Source organism: Pseudomonas sp. MF08875, from assembly GCF_059862525.1.
In genome coordinates this window covers 96,169-122,711 of sequence record NZ_JCBCUW010000005.1, presented here as the reverse complement: position 1 = coordinate 122,711, position 26,543 = coordinate 96,169, and the positions used below count along the sequence as shown (strand labels likewise).

General features: G+C 64.4%; 23 protein-coding genes and 1 riboswitch. Of the genes, 9 read left to right on the top strand and 14 right to left on the bottom strand.

What is annotated here, in order from left to right; all coding sequences use genetic code 11:
* The first annotated feature begins 36 nt into the window (after positions 1 to 36).
* Together AC19YT_RS04555 and asd are read left to right on the top strand one after the other, a co-directional pair.
* Positions 37 to 852, top strand: a complete 816-nt coding sequence (locus AC19YT_RS04555) for a rhodanese-like domain-containing protein (protein ID WP_095109341.1) — start codon at positions 37 to 39, stop codon at positions 850 to 852.
* A 19-nt stretch (positions 853 to 871) separates the two neighbouring features.
* The gene (gene asd, locus AC19YT_RS04550; RefSeq protein WP_095109340.1) at positions 872 to 1,732 is read left to right on the top strand and encodes an archaetidylserine decarboxylase; all 861 of its coding nucleotides are present in this window, start codon (positions 872 to 874) and stop codon (positions 1,730 to 1,732) included.
* A gap of 137 nt (positions 1,733 to 1,869) precedes the next feature.
* Here asd and serB read toward each other — a convergent pair whose 3' ends face one another.
* Positions 1,870 to 3,084, bottom strand: coding sequence for a phosphoserine phosphatase SerB (serB, locus tag AC19YT_RS04545; protein ID WP_095109339.1), 1,215 nt, complete (start codon positions 3,082 to 3,084; stop codon positions 1,870 to 1,872).
* Positions 3,085 to 3,216: 132 nt separating this feature from the next.
* Here serB and AC19YT_RS04540 point away from each other — a divergent pair, with 132 nt between their 5' ends.
* Positions 3,217 to 4,725: an AhpA/YtjB family protein gene (locus AC19YT_RS04540; protein WP_500598910.1), complete on the top strand. Its 1,509-nt coding sequence runs from the start codon at positions 3,217 to 3,219 to the stop codon at positions 4,723 to 4,725.
* Between the two features lie 193 nt (positions 4,726 to 4,918).
* On the opposite strand, the gene AC19YT_RS04535 is transcribed toward AC19YT_RS04540, so the two are convergent.
* The 9 genes from AC19YT_RS04535 to AC19YT_RS04495 all read right to left on the bottom strand — a co-directional run bounded on the left by AC19YT_RS04535 (position 4,919) and on the right by AC19YT_RS04495 (position 14,205).
* Positions 4,919 to 5,629, bottom strand: coding sequence for a PqiC family protein (locus AC19YT_RS04535; RefSeq protein WP_095109337.1), 711 nt, complete (start codon positions 5,627 to 5,629; stop codon positions 4,919 to 4,921).
* 198 nt (positions 5,630 to 5,827) lie between these two features.
* Entirely contained in the window at positions 5,828 to 8,092 is a 2,265-nt protein-coding gene (gene parC / locus AC19YT_RS04530; protein WP_500609831.1) for a DNA topoisomerase IV subunit A, read from the bottom strand.
* Positions 8,093 to 8,102: 10 nt separating this feature from the next.
* Positions 8,103 to 8,624 (bottom strand): retropepsin-like aspartic protease family protein, encoded by a 522-nt coding sequence (locus AC19YT_RS04525; protein WP_095109335.1) that lies wholly within the window; start codon positions 8,622 to 8,624, stop codon positions 8,103 to 8,105.
* On the bottom strand, positions 8,621 to 9,604 hold the full coding sequence (locus AC19YT_RS04520) for an esterase-like activity of phytase family protein (RefSeq protein WP_500609830.1): 984 nt from the start codon (positions 9,602 to 9,604) through the stop codon (positions 8,621 to 8,623). The genes AC19YT_RS04525 and AC19YT_RS04520 overlap by 4 nt, the downstream gene beginning before the upstream one ends.
* Positions 9,604 to 11,508: a DNA topoisomerase IV subunit B gene (parE, locus tag AC19YT_RS04515; protein ID WP_095109333.1), complete on the bottom strand. Its 1,905-nt coding sequence runs from the start codon at positions 11,506 to 11,508 to the stop codon at positions 9,604 to 9,606. Before parE ends, AC19YT_RS04520 begins: the two co-directional genes overlap by 1 nt.
* 42 nt (positions 11,509 to 11,550) lie before the next feature.
* Positions 11,551 to 12,159: a YqiA/YcfP family alpha/beta fold hydrolase gene (locus AC19YT_RS04510; protein ID WP_095109332.1), complete on the bottom strand. Its 609-nt coding sequence runs from the start codon at positions 12,157 to 12,159 to the stop codon at positions 11,551 to 11,553.
* 88 nt (positions 12,160 to 12,247) lie between these two features.
* Complete coding sequence (gene cpdA / locus AC19YT_RS04505) at positions 12,248 to 13,054, bottom strand: 3',5'-cyclic-AMP phosphodiesterase (protein WP_095109331.1); 807 nt, start codon at positions 13,052 to 13,054, stop codon at positions 12,248 to 12,250.
* 90 nt (positions 13,055 to 13,144) lie between these two features.
* On the bottom strand, positions 13,145 to 13,597 hold the full coding sequence (locus AC19YT_RS04500; protein WP_500609829.1) for a DUF1249 domain-containing protein: 453 nt from the start codon (positions 13,595 to 13,597) through the stop codon (positions 13,145 to 13,147).
* Positions 13,588 to 14,205, bottom strand: a complete 618-nt coding sequence (locus tag AC19YT_RS04495) for an NUDIX domain-containing protein (protein ID WP_500609828.1) — start codon at positions 14,203 to 14,205, stop codon at positions 13,588 to 13,590. Before AC19YT_RS04495 ends, AC19YT_RS04500 begins: the two co-directional genes overlap by 10 nt.
* Positions 14,206 to 14,431: 226 nt before the next feature.
* Here AC19YT_RS04495 and AC19YT_RS04490 point away from each other — a divergent pair, with 226 nt between their 5' ends.
* Positions 14,432 to 15,178, top strand: coding sequence for an RsiV family protein (locus AC19YT_RS04490; protein WP_500609827.1), 747 nt, complete (start codon positions 14,432 to 14,434; stop codon positions 15,176 to 15,178).
* A gap of 168 nt (positions 15,179 to 15,346) precedes the next feature.
* On the opposite strand, the gene thiC is transcribed toward AC19YT_RS04490, so the two are convergent.
* The gene (gene thiC / locus AC19YT_RS04485; protein ID WP_095109327.1) at positions 15,347 to 17,236 is read right to left on the bottom strand and encodes a phosphomethylpyrimidine synthase ThiC; all 1,890 of its coding nucleotides are present in this window, start codon (positions 17,234 to 17,236) and stop codon (positions 15,347 to 15,349) included.
* Between the two features lie 152 nt (positions 17,237 to 17,388).
* A riboswitch (TPP riboswitch) is annotated at positions 17,389 to 17,494 on the bottom strand.
* Positions 17,495 to 17,689: 195 nt separating this feature from the next.
* Between thiC and AC19YT_RS04480 the strand changes: the two genes are divergently transcribed.
* Positions 17,690 to 19,129, top strand: a complete 1,440-nt coding sequence (locus AC19YT_RS04480; RefSeq protein ID WP_095109326.1) for a TolC family outer membrane protein — start codon at positions 17,690 to 17,692, stop codon at positions 19,127 to 19,129.
* 127 nt (positions 19,130 to 19,256) lie between these two features.
* On the opposite strand, the gene waaA is transcribed toward AC19YT_RS04480, so the two are convergent.
* Together waaA and AC19YT_RS04470 are read right to left on the bottom strand one after the other, a co-directional pair.
* Positions 19,257 to 20,534, bottom strand: coding sequence for a lipid IV(A) 3-deoxy-D-manno-octulosonic acid transferase (gene waaA, locus AC19YT_RS04475; protein ID WP_500609826.1), 1,278 nt, complete (start codon positions 20,532 to 20,534; stop codon positions 19,257 to 19,259).
* A gap of 11 nt (positions 20,535 to 20,545) precedes the next feature.
* Positions 20,546 to 21,445 carry a LysR family transcriptional regulator gene (locus AC19YT_RS04470; RefSeq protein WP_095109324.1) on the bottom strand — a complete coding sequence of 300 codons (900 nt, stop codon included), beginning with the start codon at positions 21,443 to 21,445 and terminating at the stop codon, positions 20,546 to 20,548.
* A 99-nt stretch (positions 21,446 to 21,544) separates the two neighbouring features.
* Here AC19YT_RS04470 and AC19YT_RS04465 point away from each other — a divergent pair, with 99 nt between their 5' ends.
* The 4 genes from AC19YT_RS04465 to AC19YT_RS04450 all read left to right on the top strand — a co-directional run bounded on the left by AC19YT_RS04465 (position 21,545) and on the right by AC19YT_RS04450 (position 24,963).
* Positions 21,545 to 21,877, top strand: coding sequence for a DMT family transporter (locus AC19YT_RS04465; protein WP_500598924.1), 333 nt, complete (start codon positions 21,545 to 21,547; stop codon positions 21,875 to 21,877).
* Between the two features lie 109 nt (positions 21,878 to 21,986).
* Complete coding sequence (locus AC19YT_RS04460; protein ID WP_095109322.1) at positions 21,987 to 23,162, top strand: NAD(P)/FAD-dependent oxidoreductase; 1,176 nt, start codon at positions 21,987 to 21,989, stop codon at positions 23,160 to 23,162.
* Positions 23,159 to 23,971 carry an aldo/keto reductase gene (locus AC19YT_RS04455; RefSeq protein WP_500598925.1) on the top strand — a complete coding sequence of 271 codons (813 nt, stop codon included), beginning with the start codon at positions 23,159 to 23,161 and terminating at the stop codon, positions 23,969 to 23,971. The genes AC19YT_RS04460 and AC19YT_RS04455 overlap by 4 nt, the downstream gene beginning before the upstream one ends.
* A gap of 29 nt (positions 23,972 to 24,000) precedes the next feature.
* Positions 24,001 to 24,963 (top strand): metal ABC transporter ATPase, encoded by a 963-nt coding sequence (locus AC19YT_RS04450; protein ID WP_095109320.1) that lies wholly within the window; start codon positions 24,001 to 24,003, stop codon positions 24,961 to 24,963.
* 117 nt (positions 24,964 to 25,080) lie between these two features.
* Here the strand turns inward: AC19YT_RS04450 and hldE are convergent, their stop codons facing one another.
* The gene (gene hldE / locus AC19YT_RS04445) at positions 25,081 to 26,502 is read right to left on the bottom strand and encodes a bifunctional D-glycero-beta-D-manno-heptose-7-phosphate kinase/D-glycero-beta-D-manno-heptose 1-phosphate adenylyltransferase HldE (RefSeq protein WP_095109319.1); all 1,422 of its coding nucleotides are present in this window, start codon (positions 26,500 to 26,502) and stop codon (positions 25,081 to 25,083) included.
* Between the last annotated feature and the right edge of the window lie 41 nt (positions 26,503 to 26,543).

Sequence of the window (26,543 nt, the reverse complement as noted above, 5' to 3'; positions counted from 1 at the left end):
CGCTACAATCGCTCCCTTTGTGCTCTGGAGACGCAGATGTCCGACTTCTCTGGCTTGACGCTGGTCATTGAGCCCAGCGACCTGCTCGCGCGCCTCGATGCCCGCGACCTGATCCTGGTAGACCTCACCAGCGCCGCCCGCTACGCCACCGGGCATATTCCCGGCGCCCGCTTCGTCGACCCCAAGCGCACCCAACTGGGCCAGCCGCCAGCGCCGGGGCTGCTGCCCAGCCAGGTAGCCCTGGAAAACCTGTTCGGCGAACTGGGGCACCACCCCGACGCCACCTACGTGGTTTATGACGACGAGGGCGGCGGTTGGGCCGGGCGCTTTATCTGGCTGCTCGATGTCATTGGCCACGCCCGTTACCACTACCTCGACGGTGGCCTGCCGGCGTGGCTGGCCGAAGGCCTGCCGGTTTCGACCGAAACCCCTGCGCCAGCCGCCGGCCCGGTGGCGCTGCCCCTGCACGACGAACCCACCGCAACCCGCGAATACCTGCAAAGCCGCATCGGCGCCGCCGACCTGGCGATCTGGGACGCCCGCAGCCCGCAGGAATACAGCGGCGAAAAAGTCCTCGCCGCCAAGGCCGGGCACATCCCCGGCGCTGTGAACTTCGAGTGGACCGCCGCCATGGACCCGGCGCGCCACCTGCGCATGCGTACTGACCTGGCGCCAACCCTCCAAGGCCTGGGCATCACCCCGGACAAAGAAATCATCACCCACTGCCAGACGCATCACCGCTCCGGCTTCACCTACCTGGTGGCCAAGGCGCTGGGTTACCCGCGCGTCAAAGGCTATGCCGGCTCCTGGGGCGAATGGGGCAACCACCCCGACACCCCTGTCGAGATTTAAGGTTTTTTAAGGACCCCCAATGAAAAAGCGTTTGTTTATCCTCAGCCAGTACCTGCTGCCCCACCACTTGCTCTCGCGCCTGGCCGGCTGCATCGCCGAATGCCGCGTGCGCTGGTTCAAAAACGCCTTCACCGCGTGGTTCGCCAAACGCTATGAGGTGGACATGTCCCAGGCCTTGGTCGAAGACCTGACTGCCTACGAGCACTTCAACGCGTTCTTCACCCGCGCCCTCAAAGAAGGCGCACGCCCGCTGGACGAAACCCCAGGGGCGATTCTCAGCCCGGCCGACGGCGCCGTCAGCCAACTGGGCCCGATCGAGCACGGCCGCGTGTTCCAGGCCAAGGGCCACAGTTTCAGCGTGCTGGAATTGCTCGGCGGTGATGCCGCGACAGCAGCACCGTTCATGGGCGGCGATTTCGCCACCATTTACCTGTCGCCCAAGGACTACCACCGCGTGCACATGCCGCTGGCCGGCACCCTGCGGGAAATGGTGTATATCCCTGGGCGGATTTTCTCGGTCAACCAGACCACCGCCGAAAACGTGCCGGAGCTGTTTGCCCGCAACGAGCGCGTGGCCTGCATTTTCGACACCGAACGCGGCCCGATGGCCGTGGTGCTGGTGGGCGCGATGATCGTCGCCTCCATCGAAACCGTGTGGGCCGGGCTGGTCACGCCGCCCAAACGCGAGCTGAAGACCTTTCGCTACGACGAAGCTGCCCGCGGCCCGATCCACCTGGAAAAAGGCGCCGAGCTGGGTCGTTTCAAACTGGGCTCGACCGCCGTCGTGCTGTTTGGCCCGGATCAGGTGAAGTGGGTCGAAGCGTTGGCGGCGGGTTCGCCGGTGGTGATGGGCCAGGGTCTGGCATTGCCCAAGGCGTGATCTAAAAACACCGCAAAAGCAGTGTGGAAGCGGGCTTGCCCGCGATAGCGAACGGTCAGAAGCCTGTAGATCGACTGTGCTGCCGCCCTCGCGGGCGCGCCCGCTTCCACCTTATGAGAAGGGTTGTTCAGCCAGCCTTAAAGCTGCCCATCCCGGTCCCGAAAGCCCAGCAGATACAGCACGCCATCAAGCCCCAGCGTCGAAATGGCCTGCTTGGCAGACTGCTTGACCAGCGGCTTGGCGCGAAACGCCACGCCCAGCCCCGCAATCGCCAGCATCGGCAAGTCGTTGGCGCCGTCGCCGACCGCAATGGTCTGCTCCAGACGCAAGCCTTCCTTGTGCGCCAATTCGCGCAGCAAATCCGCCTTGCGTTGCGCGTCGACAATCGGCTCCACCGCCACGCCTGTGACCTTGCCGTCCACCACTTCCAGCTCGTTGGCGAACACATAGTCAATGCCGAGCTTGGCTTGCAGTTGCTTGGCGAAGTAGGTGAAGCCACCCGACAGGATCGCGGTCTTGTAGCCCAGGCGCTTGAGTTCGGCGAACAGGGTTTCGGCGCCCTCGGTCAGGCGCAGGGAGGCACCGATGGAGTCCAGCACGCTAACGTCCAGGCCCTTGAGCAGCGCGAGGCGTTCCTTGAAGCTGGCGCGAAAATCCAACTCGCCGGCCATCGCCCGCTCGGTGATGGCCGACACCTGCTCGCCCACGCCCGCGGCCTTGGCCAGTTCGTCGATGACTTCGGCCTCGATCAGGGTCGAGTCCATGTCGAACACCGCCAGGCGCCGGTTACGGCGGAACAGCGAGTCTTCCTGGAAGGCGATATCAACGTTCAGTTCCTGGGCCACGCTGAGGAACTCGGCGCGCAAGGCCTGGGGGTCGCCCGGCTCGCCGCGCACGGAAAACTCGATGCAGCCCTTGCCCTGGTCGGCCGGGGTGTCCAGCGGCATGCGCCCGGACAAGCGATCGATATGGTCGATATTCAAACCGTATTCGGCGGTGATCGAGCTCACGCGCTGCAATTGCTCGGCGGTGACCTTGCGGGTCAGCAGGGTGACGATATGGCGCTTCTTGCCCTGGCCCGCCACCCAATGCTGGTAATCGGCCTCGGACACGGGTGTGAAACGCACCTGCTGATCCAGCTTGTAGGCGGTGAAGAGGATGTCCTTGAGCACCGACGAACCCTGCTCGGTGCTGGGGATCTCGACCAGGATGCCGAACGACAGGGTGTCGTGGATCACTGCCTGGCCGATGTCGAGAATGTTCACACCACCCTGGGCCAGAACACCGGTAATGGCCGCCGTCAGACCGGGACGGTCGACGCCAGTGATGTTAATCAGGACAATTTCACGCAAGGCGCACCCCCGCAGGTGGAAAAAAACCGCATTCTACCCACTTTCAGTGACCATCGGGCATAGCCAGCGCTTTGCCGGTATGTGGCCTGTCGCTATACTGCGCGTCAACTTCACGGACAAGAGCCGAGCTCAGTGAACCGGCCTACGCCAGTCAAAACCGATAACTTCTTTCTGCTGATCTTCCGGGCACTGCGCCATCGCCGTGTACCGATCGCATTACGCATCGCCAGCCATAACGTGATCCTGGTCGCCCTGGCCCTGGTGATTTACGCCTGTGTGATGGGTTTGCAGTTCAAGCAGGCCATGCACGAGCAGGCTGACGCCCTGGGCCAGAGCCTGACCACCCAGACCGCGACCTCCGCCACCGAGTTGCTGGTGTCCAACGACATCCTTAGCCTCAACGTGCTGCTCAATAACCTGACCAAAAATCCGCTGGTGGCCCACGCCGCCATCTATAGCGTGGACAACCGCATTCTCGCCGAAGCCGGCCAACGCCCGAAAAACAGCCTGCTGGGCGAAGTCGAAGGCCTGTACCAAACCAAGATCACTTTCCAGGACGTGACCGCCGGGCACCTGCGCATCAGCCTGGACATGGACCAGTTCCAGCAACCAATGACCATCAGCCTGCAAAGCATGGGCATCCTCAGTGCCATTTTGCTGGCGTTGGCCCTGGCCTTGAGCTTGCGCCTGGGGCGGCATATCTCCACGCCGCTGATGCAATTGCGCGTGTGGCTGCGCGACATCGACGAACACACCCCGGCCACCCAGCGCCAGGACGAAATCGGCGACCTCGCCCGCCAGTTGCACACCAGTTTCGCCCCGCAGCGGGTCGAGCCTGAACCCCAGGCCGAAGCCGACGACAACGACGATGACGAACCTGAGTTTGAAGTGCGCAACCTGCGCGACCCCAGTTTCGACGAAAGCGCCCCGCTGCCGAGCCTGAAAGCCGCGCCCCGGCATGTGCTCAACGCCGAAGAAGACCTGCCGGGCGAAGAAGACCCCTTCGCCGACCTGCGTGACGACACCGCCGTGGCCAAGCTACAACCCCGGCCGGTCGTACCAGCCGTGCCCCAGCACAGCGCCGTACTGGCGGTGCAATTGGGCGCCCAGGATCAATTGCGGCGCCTGCCCCGCGCTCGCCTCACGGAACTCCTGGATCGCTACCGTGACTGCCTCGACCAGGCTGCCTCGCTGTACCAGAGCGAACTGCACACCCTCAACGACGGCAGCACCCTGATGCTGTTCCACAGCGAAGACAGCGGCGAAGACTACCTGACCAACGCCATCTGCTGCGGTGAACTGCTGCGGGCCCTGGGCCATCAGTTGCAGATCGAAGTGGCGGACAGCGGCATCACCTTGCAACTGCAACTGGGCCTGACTCTGGGCGATGAACTGTTCGGCCTGAGCCAGATCGACCTGCTGCTGACCGAGAGCGCCCAGGATGCCTTGGCCTTGTCCCAACACAGCCGCAACCTGCTGCTGGTGGAGCGCAAGATCAGCGACGACAACCTGATTCGCCAACGCGCGCGCATCCGCCCCATCGCCAGCCCCGAAGGCGCCTGCTGCGTCGAACGCCTGATGGAGCCCTACCCGTCGATGTTGGAACGGCAACTGGCGCGGATGCACGAAACCCGCGCCTGAGGGTACTACCCCGGTGGGAGCGAGCGTGCTTGCGGTGGTGTCAGTTGAGCTACATCAAGGTCGCCTGACCCACCGCCATCGCGGGCACGCCCGCTCTTACAGGAAGGCACTCCAAGCCTGTCCTTACAGCCTATAAATGCCGCCCAATAAAAAGGCCCGCTCAGTCAGCGGGCCTTTTTTGTCTGCGCTCGGCTCAGAACCTGAACACTTCCATGTCGGTACGGATCGGCGCAGCCATCGGGATTTTCGGTTGCTTGTCCTGGGCCGCAGGTTTGGCCGGGGCCGGGGCCTGGCGGCGCGGAGCTTCGACGATGGGCGGCTGATTGGCCAGGGGCTTGAGGGCCACCGACAACTGCTGCGCCAAGCGTTGCAGCAACACACCCTGGGCCTGGACCTGGGCCGCAGTGCTGCCAGCGTGGACTTCCTGCAGGTGGATGATGCGGTTGTCGCGCACCTGGCCACGGCGGTCGATCAGGCGCCATTGGGCGTCCAGCACCGCCGGTTGCGACACGCCCGAATCCAGGCGCGTGATCGACAGCAGCACTTGCACGTCTGGGGTGAAGCCCTGGCTCGCCGGGGCCAGCACTACGCGCTGGCTGTCCAGGTGCCCGGCCACTTGGCGCAGCAGCAACTGATCGATATCCGAAGACAGGCTGCCTGCCCATCGACCATCGGTGGCCGCTTGCAGGCTACCGTCGGGCTGGCGTTGCAGCAGGGTTTCGCGTTGCAGGTAGTCGGCCACCAGCACCGGACCAAGCAACACCGCCATGCCGCCGCTTTGCGCGGGCTGGGGCGGGGTGCCGCTGTCGAGCTGATACAGCGACACCGGTTGGTGCACGCTGCAACCCGCCAGGCCAAGAACGCCAGCGAGCAGCAAAATAAAAGGAAGGCGCAGAGCAGTCATCGTCCCATCCAGGTGGCGGCCACACGGCCGACCACAGTATCAATACTCAAAATCCTGAAGAACGCTCAGCCACGCTGGCGCTTGAAGGGCCATATCATCCGTGAATCTGCGCCATGACTCCAGCGCGAAAGCGTCGATCCACGGGTTAAATCGCAGATCGAACGCTCTGGGCAGCCGCTACGGCGCCGGGCGCCGCCCTCAGTTGGGCGTCTCGACCAACAGGGCATCGACCCGCTGGAAGCCGCGCGGCAGTTTGTTGCCGCGCCGTCCGCGCTCGCCCTTGTAGTGTTCCAGGTCATCGGCCTTGAGGGACAAGGTGCGCTTGCCGGCCTGCAGCACCAGGGTCGCGCCCTCGGGCAGCACGGCGATGTCGGTGACGTACTCCTCGCGGCTGGCCACGCGCTCGCCGGGGATGCCGATGATCTTGTTGCCCTTGCCTTTGCCCAGTTGCGGCAGGTCGCTGATTTTGAAGATCAACAAGCGCCCCTCGGTGGTCACCGAGGCCAGCCAGTTGTTCTCGCGGTCGCTCACCGGGCGCGGGGCGATCACCTTGGCGTTGTTGGGCAGGCTCAACAGCGCCTTGCCGGCCTTGTTCTTGGCTTGCAGGTCTTCGCCCTTGACCACGAAACCGTAACCGGCGTCGGAGGCGATCACATACAGCGCGTCATCTTCGGGCAGCAGCACGCACTCGAAATTCGCCCCCGGCGGCGGCGTCAGCCGCCCGGTCAACGGGTCGCCCTGGCCACGGGCCGACGGCAGCGTGTGGGCCGCCACCGAGTAGCTGCGCCCGGTGGAGTCGATAAACACCGCGAATTGGTTAGAACGCCCCGCCGCCGAGGTCTTGAAGCCATCGCCGGCCTTATAGGACAACCCGGTAGCATCGATTTCATGGCCCTTGGCCGAGCGCACCCAGCCTTTTTCCGAGAGCACGACGGTGATTTTTTCGTTGGGCAGCAGTTCGGTTTCGGTCAGGGCCTTGGCTTCGGCGCGCTCGACAATCGGCGAGCGGCGATCGTCGCCATAGGTTTCGGCGTCTTTGAGCAGCTCGGTGCGCACCAGTTTCTTGAGCTTGGCTTCGCTGCCCAGCAGGGCTTGCAGCTTGGCCTGTTCCTTGAGCAGTTCATCTTGCTCGGAGCGCAGCTTCATTTCTTCCAGGCGCGCCAACTGGCGCAAACGGGTGTCGAGGATGTAGTCGGCCTGGATTTCACTCAGGGCGAACCGCTCGATCAGGCTGGCCTTGGGGTGTTCCTCGGTACGGATGATGTGAATCACTTCGTCCAGGTTGAGGTAGGCGATCAGCAAGCCGTCCAACAGGTGCAGGCGCCGCTCCACCTTGTCGAGCCGGAATTGCAGACGTCGGCGCACGGTGTTGACGCGAAACTCCAGCCACTCCACCAGCAAAGCCCGCAGGTTTTTCAGTTGCGGCTTGCCGTCCAGGCCAATGATGTTGACGTTGACCCGGTAGCTGGACTCCAGCTCCGTGCTGGCGAACAGGTGCTGCATCAGCACTTCGTGATCGACCCGGTTATTGGTCGGGATAATCACGATACGGCAGGGGTTTTCGTGGTCGGACTCATCGCGCAGGTCAGCGACCTGGGGCAGTTTCGACGGTTTGGCCTGCATCAGCGCAGCGATCTGCTCCAGCACCTTGGCCCCGGAGACCTGATGCGGCAGCGCGGTGACGATGATGTCGCCGTCCTCGACGTGGTACACGGCGCGCATGCGCACCGAGCCCTTGCCGGTTTCGTACATTTTCAGCAGGTCGGCGCGCGGCGTGATGATTTCCGCTTCGGTCGGGTAGTCCGGCCCCTGGATGTGCTCGCAGAGCTGCGCGACCGTGGCCTTGGGCTCGTCCAGCAGGCGCACGCAGGCGCTGGCCACTTCCCGCAGGTTGTGGGGCGGCACGTCGGTGGCCATGCCGACCGCGATGCCGGTGGTGCCGTTGAGCAGGATGTTGGGCAGGCGCGCCGGAAGCACCAGGGGCTCGTCCAGGGTGCCGTCGAAGTTCGGGCCCCAGTCCGCGGTGCCCTGGCCCAGTTCGCTGAGCAGCACTTCGGAGTAGCGCGACAGGCGCGCCTCGGTGTAACGCATGGCTGCGAACGACTTGGGATCGTCCGGCGCACCCCAGTTGCCCTGGCCGTCCACCAGGGTGTAGCGGTAGCTGAACGGCTGGGCCATGAGCACCATGGCTTCGTAGCAGGCCGAGTCGCCGTGGGGGTGGAATTTACCGAGTACGTCACCGACGGTACGCGCCGACTTCTTGTGCTTGGAGTCAGCGTCCAGCCCCAGCTCACTCATGGCGTAGATAATGCGCCGCTGTACCGGTTTCAGACCGTCGCCGATATGTGGCAGGGCGCGGTCCATAATCACGTACATGGAGTAATTGAGGTAGGCATTTTCGGTGAAGTCAGCCAGTGACCGGCGCTCTACACCGTCCAGGCTGAGTTCAAGGGAGTCGCTCATGCGGGCCTCATCAGTTCGTTGTCTGGCGCAGCAGCATGGTGCCGCCGCGCTGGGTGAATTCAAGTTGCTTCAAAGCGCTCATGCCCAGCAGCACCTGCTCGCCGTCCAGGCCGGGCGCGATCAGGGCACGCACGTCGCGCAGGACGATATCGCCCAGTTGCAGGCGTTCCAGGCGTGTCCGATAACCCTGGCTGCGCCCGTTGGCGGTACTCAAGGTGACCGGCGCGCCCTTCTCCAGGCCCAGGCGCTCGGCCAGTGCCACGGGGATCGCCACGTCGGTGGCGCCGGTATCGAGCATGAACGTCGCCGGTTGGCCGTTGATCTGGCCGCTGGCGACAAAATGCCCCTGGCCATTGCTGACCAGTTTGACTTCTATATAGCCCGCGCCCTGCTGCGAGGTGACTGCGCTATTGGGGTTCTCGCGGCGCGCTTCCCACTCGCCGAAAAACCGGGTAGCCAAAAACAACCCCGCGCACCAAGCCAGGATCAGCAACACCCGGCCGGCGCGTTTGCCCGGCGCTTGCTGGCTCATGGCGTGGCGCTCCAGCCACCGTCCGGCGCGGCGAAGCGCCAAACTATCGGCCGTTGCTCGCCATCGGCGCGAGTGTGGCTGCCGTTATCAACGCCAATCCACGCACCGCCCTCGTCCAGGGCCAGGGCTTCGGTGTTGCCAAACCGGGTGTTGTAGCGCCGTGGCTCGGTCAACGCCTCATTGGCGAACGACCAGCAACGCTCGACCGCGCCCGTGGCCGGGGTGCGGCGGCAGATGCGGTAGGCCATGCGTTCGAGGGTAAACAGTTTGTCCTGGTAGAAGGCCAGGTCGCTGAAGTCCTTGTGCTGGCCCCGGCCGGCGGGGATTTGCGGCGGTGGCTGCTGCGCGCCGCCCTCGCTCATCACCACGCAATTGTCGGGGCAGTCCCACAGGCTTTGCTGTTTGCTCACCCGCAACAGGCCACGGCGCTCGCGCTCGGCGGCCAGCCAGAGCTGGGTGCCTGCCGGGTTGACGGCGAGGCCCTCGAACAACGCATTGAAATTCAGCAACATGCCGCTGGCCCGCGCCTGGCGCACCATCAGCGGGGAGATTTTCAGCCACTGCGCCGCGCCCTCGACCGGCACGTGCAGCACGGCGGCGTGGGTTTCGCTGACCACATAGCGATTGCCCGCGCCATCGCAGGTGATGCCCTCGAAATCCAGGTCGCCGCCACGCAGGGGGGCGGCCGCCAGGTTGCGCACGCGCAAGCCCCACGGCAGGCCACTGTCGGGCACCGGCGGCACGTCGATTTTCACGGTTTCGGCTTGCCAGACCGGCGCGCGGGTATCGAGCCGGTAAAGCTGCCCATCGTCGCGGTCCGATACCGTCCATAACTCGCCGCTGCACAGCGCCAGCCCCGAGAGGTTGCCGCTGGGCATGCCGTCCACCGGGTGCTCGGCCAACAGCTTGAGCTCAGGCACGGGCGCGGCGGCGACCGCAGTCGTCAGCACCAGTAACGCCAGGGCCAACGCGCTGCGCATCAGCCCAGCACCTCGGCCAGGTTGCCCTTGGACTCCAGCCACGCCTTGCGGTCGCCGGCGCGTTTCTTGGCCAGCAGCATGTCCATCATTTCCGAAGTCGCGGCAAAATCGTCCAGGGTCAACTGCACCAGGCGCCGGGTGTTGGGGTCCATGGTGGTTTCGCGCAGTTGTGGCGGGTTCATCTCACCCAGGCCTTTGAATCGGGTGACCTGGGGCTTGCCGCGTTTCTTCTCGGCCACCAGGCGATCGAGGATGCCGTCGCGCTCGGCCTCGTCCAAGGCGTAGAAAATCTCCTTGCCCAGGTCGATGCGGTACAGCGGCGGCATGGCGACGTAGACGTGGCCGGCATCTACCAACGGGCGGAAATGCTGGACGAACAGGGCGCAGAGCAAGGTTGCGATGTGCAGGCCGTCGGAGTCGGCGTCGGCGAGGATGCAGATTTTGCCGTAGCGCAACTGGCTCATGTCCTCGGCGCCCGGGTCGACGCCAATGGCGACGGCGATGTTGTGCACCTCCTGGCTGGCCAGCACTTCGCTGCCGTCCACTTCCCAGGTGTTGAGGATCTTGCCGCGCAACGGCAGGATCGCCTGGAATTCCTTGTCCCGCGCCTGCTTGGCCGAGCCGCCGGCGGAGTCGCCTTCGACCAGAAACAGCTCCGAGCGCATCGGGTCCTGCCCGGCGCAGTCGGCCAGTTTGCCCGGCAGCGCCGGGCCCTGGGTGATGCGTTTGCGCTCGACCTTCTTGCTCGCCTTGAGGCGGCGCCCGGCGTTGTTGATCGCCAGTTCCGCCAGTTGCAGGCCCAGCTCCGGGTGCTCGTTGAGCCACAGGCTGAAGGCGTCCTTGACCACGCCCGAGACGAACGCCGCGGCCTCGCGGGACGAAAGGCGCTCTTTGGTCTGGCCGGAGAATTGCGGCTCCTGCATTTTCATCGAGAGCACGAAGGCGATGCGCTCCCAGACGTCCTCAGGTGCCAGTTTTACGCCGCGGGGCAGCAGGCTGCGGAATTCGCAGAACTCACGCATCGCGTCGAGCAGGCCCTGGCGCAAACCGTTGACGTGGGTGCCGCCCTGGGCCGTGGGGATCAGGTTGACGTAGCTTTCCTGGACGCTGTCGCCGCCCTCGGGCAGCCACAGCAAGGCCCAATCGACCGCTTCCTTGTTACCGGCCAGGCTGCCGCAGAACGGTTCGTCGGGCAGGCGTTCGAATTCGCTGACCGCGTCCACCAGGTAGGAACGCAGGCCGTCTTCGTAGTGCCACTCGACCTTCTCGCCGGTGCCTTTGTCTTCAAAACTGACCAGCAGCCCCGGGCACAGCACGGCCTTGGCCTTGAGCACATGCTTGAGGCGGCTGATGGAGAATTTCGGCGAGTCGAAGTACTTGGGGTCGGGGGCGAAAAACACGCTGGTGCCAGTGTTGCGCTTGCCCACGGTGCCGATCACTTGCAGCTCGGTGGCTTTGTAGCCATCGGCGAAAGTCATTTGGTACTCGTTGCCGTCGCGCTTGACCCGCACCCGCACCTCGGTGGACAAGGCGTTGACCACGGAAATGCCCACGCCGTGCAAGCCACCGGAGAACTGGTAGTTCTTGTTGGAGAACTTGCCGCCGGCGTGGAGCTTGGTGAGGATCAGCTCCACCCCCGAGACGCCCTCTTCGGGGTGGATATCCACCGGCATGCCGCGCCCGTCATCGCTGACTTCCAGGGAATGGTCGGCGTGCAGGATCACCTGCACCGACTTGGCGTGCCCGGCCAAGGCCTCATCGACGCTGTTGTCGATGACTTCCTGGGCCAGGTGGTTGGGCCGACTGGTGTCGGTGTACATGCCGGGGCGTTTGCGCACCGGGTCGAGGCCCGAGAGGACTTCGATGGCGTCGGCGTTATAAGAGCTAGCGCTGGGAGTGGCCATGGGGTCTCGTCGTCAGTGTTCGATTAAATAAAGTCCGGGTTGTCACAGTGCCGCAAAGTCGATGCCCTGGTACTGATCCGGGCCAATGCCGGCAAAGCTCAACAGCGCCGGCAGTTGCTGGGCAAAGCCCTGGTAGCTGTGGTCGCCGCCAGCCTGGATGCGCAGGGCGCAGGCTCGGTAATACTGCTGCGCGAGGCGATAGTCCAGCGTTTCATCGCCGGTTTGCAGCCATACCTGGAACCGCTGCGGGTCCCCAGGAGCGGGCACTTCCAGCTCCGCCAGGGCGGTCACGTGGTCGTGGGTCAATTCCCAGGTTTGGTCGGTGTACAGGTTTTTTTGCGGGCCCAGGTAGCCGTCGAACAGTCGATGGGGGCTGACCGCTGGGTTGACCAGCAGGGCCTTGAGGCCGTGGCGCTCGGCAAGGTGAGTGGCATAGTAGCCGCCGAGTGAGCTGCCGACCAGCAGCGGGCGGCCCAGTTCGCCGATCGCTTGCTCCAGTTGGGCCATGGCCTGGCGGGGGTGGTGATGCAGCGCCGGCACCCGCAGTTGCTCACCCAGGCCGAGGCTGTTCATCACCGCGATCAACTGGCTGGCCTTTTTCGAGGCCGGCGAGCTGTTGAAACCGTGGATATACAGGATCGAACCAGACATTTGCGCTCCCCAGGTATCAGGCAAAGGGCGCAGTTTACAGGGAACCCCGGGTTATGGGAGATGGGCAACGCGCTTGCTTAATCAGCCATTAATAGCCCGTACCGCCGTAATCCACCTGAAAATCAAACCCGGTCACCCGCTCCACCCCGGTTTCCAACCGCCCATCCGGGTGCAGGCGCAGCCAGCGATAGCCGGGGGCCAGCACATCGACCTGGAAATCATCGGCGCCAGGGGTGAACTGGATGCAGGTGGAGGGCGACGCCAACAGGCGCACATCGCCGCGCTGGCGGTCGAATTCTTGGTGCACATGACCCCACAGCACCGCGCGCGCCTGGGGGAAGCGCTCCAGCACCTCGAACAGCGCCTCGGGGTTGCGCAGGCCGATGGGGTCCAGCCAACCACAGCCCATGGGCACCGGGTGGTGGTGAAAACACACCAGGTGATGGCGCTCCGGGGCCTCGCTCAAGGCGCGGGCGAGCAGTTGCAGTTGTTCGCCCTGCAAGTAACCCGGCACCGAGCCCGGCACGGCGGAATCGAGCAGGGTCACACGCCAATTGCCGATGTCCACGACTGGCTCCAGCAGCGCGCTGCCCTGCGTCGCTTGGGCCATCACGCGCGGCTCGTCGTGGTTGCCCGGGAGCCAACGCGCCGGTGCGCCGATCTGCCCGCTCATGCGGCGAAACTGCTGGTACGACTCCAGCGTGCCGTCCTGGGACAAGTCGCCCGTGGCCAGCAGCAGGTCGATGTGCGCTTGTTGCGCCTGCACCAGTTCGATGACTTTTTGCAGGCTTTGGCGGGTTTGCATGCCCAGCAGCGTGCCGTCGGCATCGGCGAACAGATGGCTGTCGGAGAGCTGCACCAGCAGCACAGGGTCGGCGGTCGTCAGGCTCGGCACGCGGCTCTCCCGCAAAAGGTGATGAATGGCGCGATTATGCTGGGGCCGGCAGGAAAGAGGAAAGCGGTGAAGCGGACGCAGTTCACAACCTCAGCGAACCACTTCGTATTCGTGGCCACAGGCCAGGCAGTGGCTCAGCCACTCGCCAAGAAACACGTTCAACTGCGCCTTCTCATCCGGCTGGTGCATAAACGGATTGGGGTAAGGGTAGATGCCGCGAAAGCGCCGCGCATGTTCGGCGCTGATGACTTCGGCCATGCGCGCATCGTGATAGACCTGCACTTCCAACCGCGGCACCGGCAGCCACGGCAGGCTGTGCTCCTGGCGCACGAACAGGGTCGTGGTGTAGGGGCAGGCCAGTTTCACCTCCAGGGCCAGCACGCCGAGCATCTGGTCACCCTGGGTCACGGCGATGCGCCGCGCCATGGGTTGCTCACGCATGTCCGGCAGCAGGCGCATCAAGCGCGCGTAGTTGGCCTCGCAGGCAGCCTGCAAGGCCACCAGGTCCACCCGATAGCGATCGCGCACTTTGTTTACGACCATAGCCCCCTCACTTCCACGCGGTTCAACGCCAGCCATTGCAGGGCAATGATGCTGGCGGCATTGCAGATCCGCCCGTCGCGCACGGCCTGCAAGGCATCTTCGAAGGCCCACACGCTGACGCGGATATCTTCGGCCTCTTCCTCCAGGCCATGCAGGCCACCGGCGCCGCTGCTGTCGCAACGCCCCAGGAACAGATGCACGAATTCATTGCTGCCGCCGGGCGAGGGAAAGTATTGGGTCATGGGCCACAGCGCTGAAAACACCAGGCCGGCTTCTTCCTGGGCCTCGCGGTGGGCCACTTCTGCGGGTTGCTCGTCCTTGTCGATCAGGCCCGCCACCAGCTCCACCAACCACGGGTTGGTGACCTTGCCCATGGCGCCAACGCGAAACTGCTCGATCAACACCACCTCGTCGCGCTGCGGGTCGTAGGGCAGCACGCACACGGCGTCATGGCGCACGAACAGTTCACGGCTGATTTCCCGGCTCATGCCGCCAGCGAACAGTTCATGGCGCAGGAACACCTTGTCGAGCTGATAAAAGCCCTTGAAGCACTCTTGGCGACGAACGATCTGCACCGCAGTGGGCACGGCGTGGGTGAAATCAGTCATGGCGGTCCTCGTTTACTGCGTATTCGATACGAGGCGTTCAACCTCGACTTCGCGCCATCCTAACGCGCCCGCGTGCCATCATGCAGCCCCTTTGCAGACGCCGAGATAGACGGCAAGGGGCGAAAGCATCTCTAATTGACACTATTGAGCTTAGTGGCGAACTGACTGCCGCGCAGGCAGTCGAAGCCGGTAACTTTTGCCTTTCCCTGGTTTATGAAGGACGCCCATGTCGCTTGTGAAAATCGCCTCCGTGGCCTGTATCGCCCTGACCCTAGGGGCCTGCCAGAGCCTGTTCCAGCCCAACTACCGCGTTCCGCTGGAAGCCAAGCGCGACGCCTCGGAGCAGATCAAGCCCGGTTGCACGGCCAGCGATTGCCCGCTGGTGAACATCGACACCCTGACCTTCCCTGCCGAGCCGCAACTCGATGCCATCATCGAAAAACGCCTGCTGGACATGACCCGCACCGCGCCCGGCCAACCCGTGGCACCCAGCCTCAACGCCTACCGCGAGCAGTTTCTGCGCGACGCGCAAAGCCGCAGCAGCAGCTATTTGCAGGCCAAGGTACGGGAACAACATGACGGGCTGGTGATTATCGAGCTGTCCAGCTACCTCGACACCGGCGGCGCCCACGGCGAACCGGGGCGTGGCTTCATCAACTACTCGCGCCCGCAGCACAAGGTCCTGAACCTGGCCGACATGCTGTTGCCCGGCCAGGAAGACGCCTTCTGGAAAGCCGCGCAAGTGGCCCACAACAGTTGGCTGATTAGCACCAAGCTGGATCAGGAACCCGAGTTCGTGAAGAACTGGCCCTTCCAGAAAACCCCCAATGTGGCCCTGACCTATGGCGGGGTGATCCTCAAGTACGCCACCACCACCATCGCGCCCTACGCCTTGGGCCACATCGAGCTGAAAATTCCTTACCCGCGCCTCAACGGCGTACTGCGGCCCGAGCTGTTTCCCGGGCGCAGCTAAAGAGGAGAGCGCCTTGTAGCGGCGAGCCTCAAGCCTCGAGCGGCAAGACAACGCGGGGTTGCCTTCGCTTCTAACTTGACGCTCAAAAAAGCTTCAAGCGGCAAGCTAAAAGCTTCAAGAAAAAGCAGATTTGCTCTCGCCCTTAACTTGCCGCTTGTAGCTTGCCCCTCAAACTTTCTTGTAAAGCTGGCTCCCCTCCTGCTTGAACCGTTCAGCCTGTTCTGCCAGGCCTTGGGCGATGTCCGCGTCCACCGCTTCGATGCGTTGGTTGGCGGCGTATTCGCGTACTTCCTGGGTGATTTTCATCGAGCAGAATTTCGGCCCGCACATCGAGCAGAAGTGCGCCACCTTGGCCGAGTCCTTGGGCAGGGTTTCGTCGTGGTAGGAGCGTGCAGTGTCCGGGTCCAGGCCCAGGTTGAACTGGTCTTCCCAGCGGAACTCGAAACGCGCCTTGCTCAAGGCGTTGTCGCGGATCTGCGCGCCGGGGTGGCCCTTGGCGAGGTCCGCCGCGTGGGCGGCGATTTTGTAGGTAATGATCCCTGTCTTGACGTCATCCTTGTTCGGCAGGCCCAGGTGTTCCTTGGGCGTGACGTAGCAGAGCATGGCGCAACCGAACCAGCCGATCATCGCCGCGCCAATGCCGGAGGTGATGTGGTCGTAGCCCGGCGCGATGTCGGTGGTCAGCGGGCCGAGGGTGTAGAACGGCGCCTCGTCGCAGCATTCGAGCTGCTTGTCCATGTTCTCTTTAATCAACTGCATCGGCACGTGGCCGGGGCCTTCGATCATGCACTGCACGTCGTGCTTCCAGGCGATCTTGGTCAACTCGCCCAGGGTTTCCAGCTCACCGAACTGCGCCGCGTCGTTGGCGTCGGCAATCGAGCCGGGGCGCAGGCCATCGCCCAGCGAGAAGCTGACGTCGTAGGCCTTCATGATTTCGCAGATGTCTTCGAAATGGGTGTAGAGGAAGTTTTCCTTGTGGTGCGCCAGGCACCACTTGGCCATGATCGAGCCGCCGCGCGAAACGATCCCGGTAACACGCTTGGCGGTCAGCGGCACGTAGCGCAGGAGCACGCCGGCGTGGATGGTGAAGTAATCCACGCCCTGCTCGGCCTGCTCGATCAGGGTGTCGCGGAACAGCTCCCAGGTCAGGTCTTCGGCGGCGCCGCCGACTTTTTCCAGGGCCTGGTAGATCGGCACCGTACCAATGGGCACCGGCGAGTTGCGGATGATCCACTCGCGGGTTTCGTGGATGTGCTTGCCGGTGGACAGGTCCATGACCGTGTCCGAGCCCCAGCGGATGCCCCAGGTCAGTTTCGCCACTTCTTCTTCGATGGACGAACCCAGGGCGCTGTTGCCGATGTTGCCGTTGATCTTCACCAGGAAGTTGCGGCCGATAATCATCGGCTCCAACTCGGTGTGGTTGATGTTCGCCGGGATGATGGCGCGGCCACGGGCGATTTCGTCACGCACAAATTCGGGGGTGATGATCTTCGGCACACTGGCGCCGAAGCTGTGGCCGGCGTGCTGCTGGTCCAGCAGGCCGGCGGCGCGGGCCACTTCCAGCTTCATGTTTTCGCGGATGGCGACGTATTCCATCTCGGCGGTGATGATGCCTTGGCGAGCGTAGTGCATCTGGCTGACGTTGGCCCCAGGCTTGGCGCGGCGCGGGTTGTTGACGTGGGCGAAGCGCAGCTTGGTCAGCTCGGCGTCGGCCAGGCGTTCCTGACCGAAGTTGGAACTCAAGCCCGGCAGGCGCTCGGTGTCGCCACGGGCCTCGATCCAGGGCGAGCGCACGTCCGCCAGGCCTTTGCGCACGTCGATCAGCACGTTGGGGTCGGTGTACGGGCCGGAGGTGTCGTAGACCACCACCGGCGCGTTGATTTCGCCGCCAAAATCGGTGGGCGTCACGTCCAGGCTGATTTCGCGCATGGGCACGAGGATGTCGGGGCGCGAACCCTGGACATAGATTTTTTGCGAGCGGGTAAAGGGCTGCACCGATTGTTGGTCGACCTTGGCCGATTCACTCAGGTGCGGGGCGTTTTTTGCTTTTGTGGTCATCACGGGCTCTCCAGACACATCCAGGCAGTGGATTTTTGTCGGAGTGAACCTGTAAACGGACGGACGCACCGAGGCTGGTGCTGTGCTTGGCGTACGAGAGGTGTTCGATTGTCGAACGCAAATCCCGGACGAAGCACAAGAGGACTCGCCGGGTGACGAGAAATCTTGTTCCCTACGCAGGCGTTAACCCGATCAGGTTCAACGGGATCCGAAATGATTCGATCTCAGCCTCTTAGCAAGGCACCCCGACAAGAACGCGGCCAGTCTAGACACAACGGGTAGAGAACGCCAACTCCGGTGCAATCAGCGTGATGAATGGCGCAATTGCAGGATTGTTGCCAATTGCTACCGCTACTACACTCGCAAGGCTGTGCCGGGCCTTGACGCTCTGGATCGTGCGCCGTAGCCTTGGCGTTTAAATTATCGCCGTAATATTTACCTAGGGATTGCCTCATGCTGCGCAAACTTTCACTGGCCCTCGCCGTGTCTTGTGCGACCAATGGATTGGCCTGGGCAGCAGAAGCGCCCCTGACCACCAAGACCGATCTGGTCAGCGTCTACCAGGAAGCCGTGGACAACAACGCCGACCTGGCCGCCGCCCGCGCCGACTATCAGGCGCGCAAGGAAATCGTGCCCCAGGCCCGAGCCGGCCTGCTGCCCAACCTGTCGGCCGGTGCCGACCTGAACAACACCCGCACCCAACTCGACCAGCCGTCCATGACCTCCACCCGCAGCGGCACGGTGTACCAGGCCACCCTGGCGCAGCCGATCTTCCGCGCCGACCGCTGGTTCCAGTTGCAGGCTGCCGAAGCGGTCAACGAACAAGCGGCGCTGGAGCTCTCGGCCACCGAGCAAAACCTGATCCTGCGCAGTGCCGAAAGCTACTTCGCGGTGCTGCGTGCCCAAGACAACCTGGCCTCGACCAAGGCCGAGGAAGCGGCGTTCAAGCGTCAGCTCGACCAGTCCAACGAGCGTTTCGACGTAGGCCTGTCGGACAAGACCGACGTGCTGCAATCCCAGGCCAGCTACGACACTGCCCGGGCCAACCGCATCCTCGCCCAGCGCCAGGTAGACGACGCCTTCGAAGCGCTGATTACCCTGACCAACCGTCAGTACAACTCGATCCAGGGCATTGTCCACACGTTGCCGGTGCTCGCGCCAACGCCCAATGACGCCAAGGCCTGGGTAGACACCGCTGCCAAGCAAAACCTCAACCTGCTGGCCAGCAACTACGCCGTCGATGCCGCCGAAGAAACCCTCAAGCAACGCAAGGCCGGCCACGCGCCCACCCTGGACGCGGTGGCGCAGTACAAAAAAGGTGACAACGACGCCTTCGGCTTCACCAACCCGGACCCGGGCCTGCAGGGCGGGCGCTACGGCAATGACGTGTCGCAGCGCAGCATCGGCCTGCAACTGAACATCCCGCTCTACAGCGGCGGCCTGACCAGCTCCCAGGTGCGCGAATCGTACTCGCGCCTGAGCCAAACCGAGCAACGCCGCGAAGCCCTGCGCCGGCAAGTGGTGGAAAACACCCGCAACCTGCACCGCGCGGTGAACACCGATGTCGAACAGGTGCAGGCACGCCGCCAGTCGATCATCTCCAACCAGAGCGCGGTGGAAGCCACGGAAATCGGTTACCAGGTGGGTACGCGCAACATCGTCGATGTGCTCGACGCCCAGCGCCAGCTCTACACCTCGGTGCGCAACTACAACAACACCCGCTACGACTACATCCTCGACAACCTGCGCCTCAAGCAAGCCGCTGGCACCCTGAGCCCGGGCGACCTGCAAGACCTGTCGCGCTACCTCAAGGCCGACTACAACCCCGACCGCGACTTCCTTCCGCCAGACCTGGCCAAAGCCGCACAGGAACAGCTCAAGGCCAGGCCTTGAAGTGAGCTAAAACCAAAACCTGAGGGAGCGAGCCCGCTCGCGATGGCGGTGTATCAGCCTGCATCTCGGCTGACTGAGACGTTGCCATCGCGAGCAGGCTCGCTCCCACTGAGGTTTTCAGGGGCTATCAGAGTTTTATCAACCGCCCCAAGCCATCGAGCAAGCGCTTGAGCGCGCCCTGGTTGGCGCGCATCACCTGCAACCCCGCCTCGGCCATTTTCTGCGCATCGCGGGGCAGCTCGAACAGCCGTTGCACCGCCACTGCCAAACCCTGGGCGTCGTCCACTTCCTGCAAAGCGCCGGCGCTGCGCAGCATTGCGGCGATTTCCAGGAAGTTGAACAGGTGCGGCCCGCTCAGCACCGGTTTGGCCAGGGCCGCCGGTTCCAGCAGGTTATGCCCGCCGTTGGGCACCAGGCTGCCGCCGACAAAGGCGCTGTCGGCCAAGGCATACAAAAACAGCAACTCGCCCATGGTGTCGCCGAGCAGCACCGAGGTGCCCGGCGCCACGGCGGCGCCGCTGGACCGGCGCAGCGTGGCCAGCCCTTGCTCCTGGCACAACGCGAACACGCGGTCGAAGCGCTCCGGGTGGCGCGGCACCAGAATCAGCAAGGCATTGGGGTAACTGGCGAGCAGTTGCCGGTGGGCCGCCAAGACGATTTCATCCTCACCCTCGTGGGTGCTGGCAGCAATCCACACCGGGCGCTCCACGGCTTGCCATTGCTCGCGCAAGGCCGCCGCACGTACTAGCAGTTGCGGGTCGATACTCAGGTCAAACTTGATCGAGCCGGTGACCTGCACCGTCTCTGGGCGTGCGCCGAGGTCACGGAAGCGCTGCGCCTCGGTTTCGGTCTGCACCGCCAGCAAGCTCATTTCGGCCAGCATCGGCGCCGTCAACCGGGCGAAACGTCCATAGCCCTTGGCCGAACGCTCGGACAACCGGCCATTGGCCAGCGCCACCGGGATACCGCGCTTGGCGCACTGGTGGATATGGTTGGGCCACAACTCGGTTTCCATGATGACCGCCAACCTGGGCTGGGCCCGGTCCAAAAACCGTGCCGCCGCTGTGGGCAAGTCATAGGGCAGGTAGCAGTGCTGAATGCGCGGCTCGTTGGCGAACAACGCCTGGATCCGCTCCGAGCCGGTGGGGGTCATGCAAGTCACGGTGATCGGCAGCTGTGGATAACGTTCCAGCAAGCCGCGGATCATCGGCGCCGCCGCGATGCTTTCGCCCACGGACACCGCGTGCACCCAGATGCCGCCCGGCTGCAGTGCCGGCAAGCCGTGGGCAAACCGCTCGCCCACGCGCCGGGCGTAGGCCGGCGCCTTGCGCGCCCGCAGCCAGAGTCGCAACGCCACCAACGGCAGCCCCAGGTAAAACAGCGCGGTATACAGAGTTCTATTCATGGCGGCGGAGTCTATCGGTTTTTTTGATGGGTGGCCTGCAAGTGCGCGGCAAAACGCTCGGAGAGAAACCGCGCCGCCGGCCCCAACGGCTCGTCGCGGCGCCACACCACTTCGACCACCAGCGGCGGCGGCGTCCATTCGCCCACCAGTTCCACCATCAACCCTTGATACGCCGGGTACTGCACCACATGCCGGGGCAGCCAGGCCCAGCCCAAGCCGCGCACCACCCATTCGGCCATCACGTAGAAGCTGTCGGCGCGCCACACCTGCGGGCTCGCCGCCTCGCTGCCGGGATAAGAGCTGGACTGGGTGGACATCAGTAATTGCCGGAACTGCGCCAAGCGCTGGCTATCCACCTGGCCCTGGGCCGACGCCAATGGGTGATCGACGCCGCACACCGTGACCATTTCCACGCTGCCCAGGGCCCGGCGCTCCAGGGCTTCGGGGATCTGGTCGTGGTAGAACAGCAGCCCCAGGTCGGCCTTGCGCTCCACCAGTTTGCGCGCCACATCGCCCTGGGCCGCGCTGGCCAGTTGCACCTCCAGGCTGGGAAATTGCCCGGCCAGGGCTTCGAGGGCGTCGAGCACCTCCTGGGACAGCATGGCTTCATCCTGGGCCAGGCGCAGGCGCGCCTCTTCGCCACGCATCAGGGCCATCGCCCGGCCGTTGAGGCGCTCGCATTGGCGCAGCACCTCGCGGGCTTCTTCCAGCAACGCCGCGCCGGCTTCGGTCAGGCGTGGCTGGCGGCCGCTGCTACGCTCGAACAGGCTCACCCCCAGGTCCGCTTCCAGCAATGCCACCGCGCTGCTGATGGCCGATTGCGCCTTGCGCTGGTCCCGCGCCACGGCAGAAAACGAGCGTTGTTCGGCAACGCTGACGAACAGGCGCATTTGCTCCAGGCTCCACTGCATAACCTATCTCCTATTCAGATAGGTAATGACTTTACCCCATTCCCGCAAGCTCTAGAATGCCGACCTCAGAACGCACCACATCACCCCGAGGACTGCTCCATGAACGCCTATTCCTACCTGGCCATCGCCATTTGCGCCGAAGTGATCGCCACCGTCTCGATGAAAGCGGTGAAGGGCTTGAGCACGCCGCTGCCGCTGTTGCTGGTGATCTGCGGCTACGGCATTGCGTTCTGGATGCTCACCCTGGTGGTCCGCACCGTACCAGTGGGCGTGGCCTACGCGGTGTGGGCGGGCATGGGCATCGTCATGGTCAGCGTGGCGGCGCTGTTTATCTACGGGCAGAAACTCGACATCCCGGCCATGCTCGGCATGGCGCTGATCGTCCTGGGCGTGGTGGTCATCCAGCTCTTCTCCAAAACCGCTGGCCACTGACGACCCTGGCTACATGCCGGCCAATCACGCTTTTACTTGCCCCTCGCCGCTTGCAACTTAAAGCGGCCCTGTATACTGCGCCCCTTGTCTTGAACGCAGAGGTCGCCCCATGCCATCCCCTATTTCCACCGATGTGCTGATCGTCGGCGCAGGCGTTGCCGGGCTCTGGCTCAATGCGCGGCTGCGGCGCCAGGGCTTTTCGACTGTGGTAGTGGAAAACGCCAGCCTGGGCGGCGGGCAAAGCGTGAAATCCCAAGGCATCATCCACGGCGGCGCCAAGTACGCCCTGCATGGCGCACTGACCGGCGCCTCCGAAGCCATCGCCGACATGCCGCGGCGCTGGCGCGAAGCCCTGGCCGGTAGCGGCGAACTGGACCTCACCGGCGTGCGCCTGCTGTCCGACGCCCATTACCTGTGGTCCCCCGGCACCCTGGCCGGCAACCTCACCAGTTTCTTCGCCAGCAAAGCCGTGCGCGGCCGCGTCGACCAGGTCAAGGGCGAGCAACTGCCGCCGGCCCTGCAAGACAAACGCTTCAAGGGCAAGGTCTACCGCCTCGCCGAACTGGTGGTGGACGTGCCGAGCCTGATCCAGCGTCTGGCCGAACTGGGCGGCGACAGTTTGCTCGCCGGCCAAGTGATCGAGCCGTGGCTGGAGCACAACGTGCTGGTGGGCCTGCGGGTCGATGGCCGCGAGATCCGCGCCCAGCGCATCGTCCTCAGTGCCGGCGCCGGCACCGCCGAACTGCTCACGGCCCTGGGCCAGAGCAAACCACTGATGCAGCGCCGGCCGCTGCACATGGTGCTGGTCAAGGGCCCGACCCTCAAACCCCTGTACGCCCACTGCCTGGGCGGCGGGCCGAAGCCGCGCATCACCGTGACCACCCACCCGGCGGCCGACGGCCAGTGGGTCTGGTACGTGGGCGGTGACCTCGCCGAAGCCGAAGGCGTGGCCCGCGAGCCCGCCGCGCAAATCGCCGCGGCACAAAAGGAACTGGGCCAGTTACTGCCCTGGGTCGACCTCAGTGACGCCCGTTGGGCGACCTTGCGGGTGGATCGCGCCGAGCCCCAGCAATCGGGCCTGAGCCGCCCCGACAACGCCTTCCTCGCCGAAGAGGGGCGCCTACTCGTCGGCTGGCCGACCAAACTGGCCTTGGCGCCGGATTTCGCCGATCGGGTCATCAACGCCTTGCAACGCGACGGCATCGTGGCGAATCCGCCCACGCCGTTGCCTGAACTGCCACGCCCGCCCCTGGGCGTGCCTGCCTGGGAGCAACTGCTGCCATGAGCCTACCGACCCTGCACCCCTTCCACCGCCCCCTGGGCAGCACCGGCCTGATGGTTTCGCCCCTGGGCCTGGGCACCGTCAAACTGGGCCGCGACCAAGGGGTCAAGTACCCCAATGGCTTCACCATTCCCGATGACGACGACGCGCGCCGGCTGCTCAAAATGGCCCGCGAACTGGGCATCAACCTGATCGACACCGCGCCGGCCTACGGGCGTAGCGAGGAACGCCTCGGCCCGCTGCTGCGCGGCCAGCGTGACCAGTGGGTGATCGTCAGCAAGGTGGGCGAAGAGTTCGATAACGGCCAGTCGCGCCACGACTTCAGCGCCGAACACACCCGCCGCTCGGTGGAGCGCAGCCTGCAACGCCTGGAAACCGAAGTGATCGACCTGGTGCTGGTGCACTCGGACGGCAACGACCTGGCGATCCTCACTGATAGCGAGGTGTACCAGACCCTTGCGGCCCTCAAGGCCGAGGGCAAGATCCGCGGCTTCGGCTTCTCCGGCAAAACCGTGGAGGGCGGACTCAAAGCCCTGGAGCAAGGGGATTGCGCCATGGTCACCTACAACCTCAACGAGCAGGCCGAGCGCGCGGTGATCGATTACGCCGCGGCCCACGGCAAGGCCATCCTGGTGAAAAAAGCCCTGGCCAGCGGCCACGTCTGCCTTGAGCCCGGCGTGGACCCGGTGCGCGCCAGTTTTGAGCTACTGTTTGGCCATCCCGGTGTGGCCAGTGCTATCGTCGGGACCATCAACCCGCTGCACCTCGCCCACAATGTGGCGACCGTCGCCAAGGTATTAGGTAGTCGCTAACGCCGTGCCCAACGCAAGAAGGAGCCGACATGTCGCGCACGCTCATCAGAAAAAACCCCAGTAACTTCAAGACCCTGCCGCTGTTCGTAGAGGCCACGCCCGAAGGCCTGAGCTACCAGAGCATCGGCATGCCGCTCAATTTCGCCCAGACCCTGCACCGCCGCCGCCCGGTGGCGGTGGCCGATACCGAACGCTTTGCCGTGGAGCTGGCCAACCTGGGGGTTTCGGTGCGCCTGACCCTGCACTGGCAAAACCGCGATTACTGGGTGCTGGTGCGCCAGCGTCGCCAGGACCGTGGCGATGTGGTGCTCAAGCTGATTTCCGGCTACGTCCCGGCCCACGAATTGAACCTGCCGCTGCACACCGCCATCCAGGAAATCGCCGAGGAATGCCTGCTGGAAACCCCCGAAGGCTGGCTCGGCGGGCGCTTCAATGACACCTGGCTGCCGGCGCCCTACGCCGCCGCGCTGCATTACCGCGAAGCCCTGCCCTTTCGTCTCTCGCCGCTGTCCGGCTCGGCGCGCCCGGTGCGCAATGCCAGCCTGCCGCTGATCGAACGGCCGCGGGCCTACGTGCACCTGCCCACGGCGTCGTTACAGTTGATCTACGACCTGCGCCTGGAAGTGCCGCGCGAAGCCAAGTCCTTGAGCTTGTTCCATGTCGAGGAGCGGCTGGAGGGCGATCAACTGGTGGCACGCCTGGATCGCAAGCGCCCGGACCTGTACCTGATGCCCCTGACGGACGGCCAGCCTTGCGCCGAGTTGTACACCTTGAAGAAGGATCAACTGCACCCGGCCAGCACCCGCGGCCTGTACCTGGCCGAAAGCTTCGCCCGCCAGGAAGGCTGGGTGGTGCGCGATGAGCGGATCAAGTGGAAGGAGTGGCTCAAGCAGCAAGGCTTGAGCGCACCGACCAACGCCTCGGGCCTGAGCCGCCTGACGGGCAAGGCGCGGCAGTTGCTGAAGAAAATCGTGCCCGGCGGCGGGCACTGACACTGTTGTTTTAGGTAGCAAGCGGGCTTGCGTAACGACCCTAAATCTGTGGCCGCTACAACACCGAATCAGGAGCGCTGCGCACTCCAGCGCGGGCACGCTCGCTTGCTACAACCATCAGCGGCTGCGGATTTTGTCGACGATGGCGGTGGTGGAACTGTTTTCCACCAGGCCCAACACCTTCACTTTGCCGCCATAGGCGCTGACGATGTCGGCGCCGACCACTTGGTCGATCCCGTAATCGCCGCCCTTGACCAGCACGTCCGGCTTGACCTGGGCCAGCAGGTTTTCCGGAGTGCCTTCAGGGAAGCTGATAACCCAATCCACTGCACCGAGCCCGGCGAGCACGGCCATGCGCCGATCGACGCTGTTGATCGGCCGGCCCGGGCCTTTGAGGCGGGTGACCGACGCGTCGTCATTGACGGCGACGATCAGTCGGTCGCCCTGGGCACGGGCCTGCTCCAAGTAGGTCACGTGGCCGGCGTGGAGGATGTCGAAGCAGCCGTTGGTGAACACGATCGACTCGTTGTGGGCGCGGGCGTCGTCGATGGCCAACAGCAATTGGTCAAGGCTCAACACCCCACGCTCGGAGCCTTCTTCGCGCTGGATGGCGCGACGCAGTTCCGGGGCGCTGATGGCCGCCGTGCCGAGCTTGCCGACCACGATGCCCGCCGCCAGGTTGGCCAGGGCCACGGCGTGGGGCAAGTCTTCACCGGCAGCAATAGCGGCGGCCAGGGTGGAAATCACCGTGTCGCCGGCACCGGTCACGTCGAACACTTCACGGGCACGGGCCGGCAGGTGCAGCGGCGGATGTTCGGGGCGCAGCAAGGTCATGCCGTGCTCGCCACGGGTCACCAGCAGCGCGCCCAGTTCCAGCTCTCGCATCAACGTAGCGCCTTTGCTCACCAACTCATGCTCATCGGCGCAACCGCCCACGATGGTCTCGAACTCGCTGAGGTTGGGGGTAATCAGGCTGGCGCCACGGTAAATCGAGAAATCCTTGCCCTTGGGGTCGGCCAGCACCGGAATCCCCCTGGCACGAGCAGCCTGGATCAATGCCTGATGGTTTTTCAGGGCGCCTTTGCCGTAATCCGACAGCACCAGCACCTTGATGCCTTCGAGCAACGCATCAACTTCGCCGGCCAGGGCCAGGGCGTCGGTGGCGAAAGGTTCTTCAAAATCAATGCGCAGCAGTTGCTGGTGACGGCTCATGACCCGCAGCTTGACGATGGTCGGCTGGTGGGCGATGCGCTGGAACATGGCGCGAACGCCCGCGCCTTCAAGGCTGTTGGCCAGGCTATCGGCGGCTTCGTCGTCACCGGTGACACCCACCAGCGAGGCCGGGGCGCCGAGGGCAGCGATGTTCAATGCAACGTTGGCGGCACCGCCGGGGCGGTCCTCGATTTGCTCAACCTTGACGACGGGTACGGGCGCCTCAGGGGAGATCCGTGAGGTGCCGCCATGCCAGTAACGGTCAAGCATGACATCGCCGACCACCAGGACAGGGGCCTGTTCAAAACGTGGCATGGATAACTTCATGGAGACTCCAGGGGCGATAAAAGCGTCGCGGATAATAACAT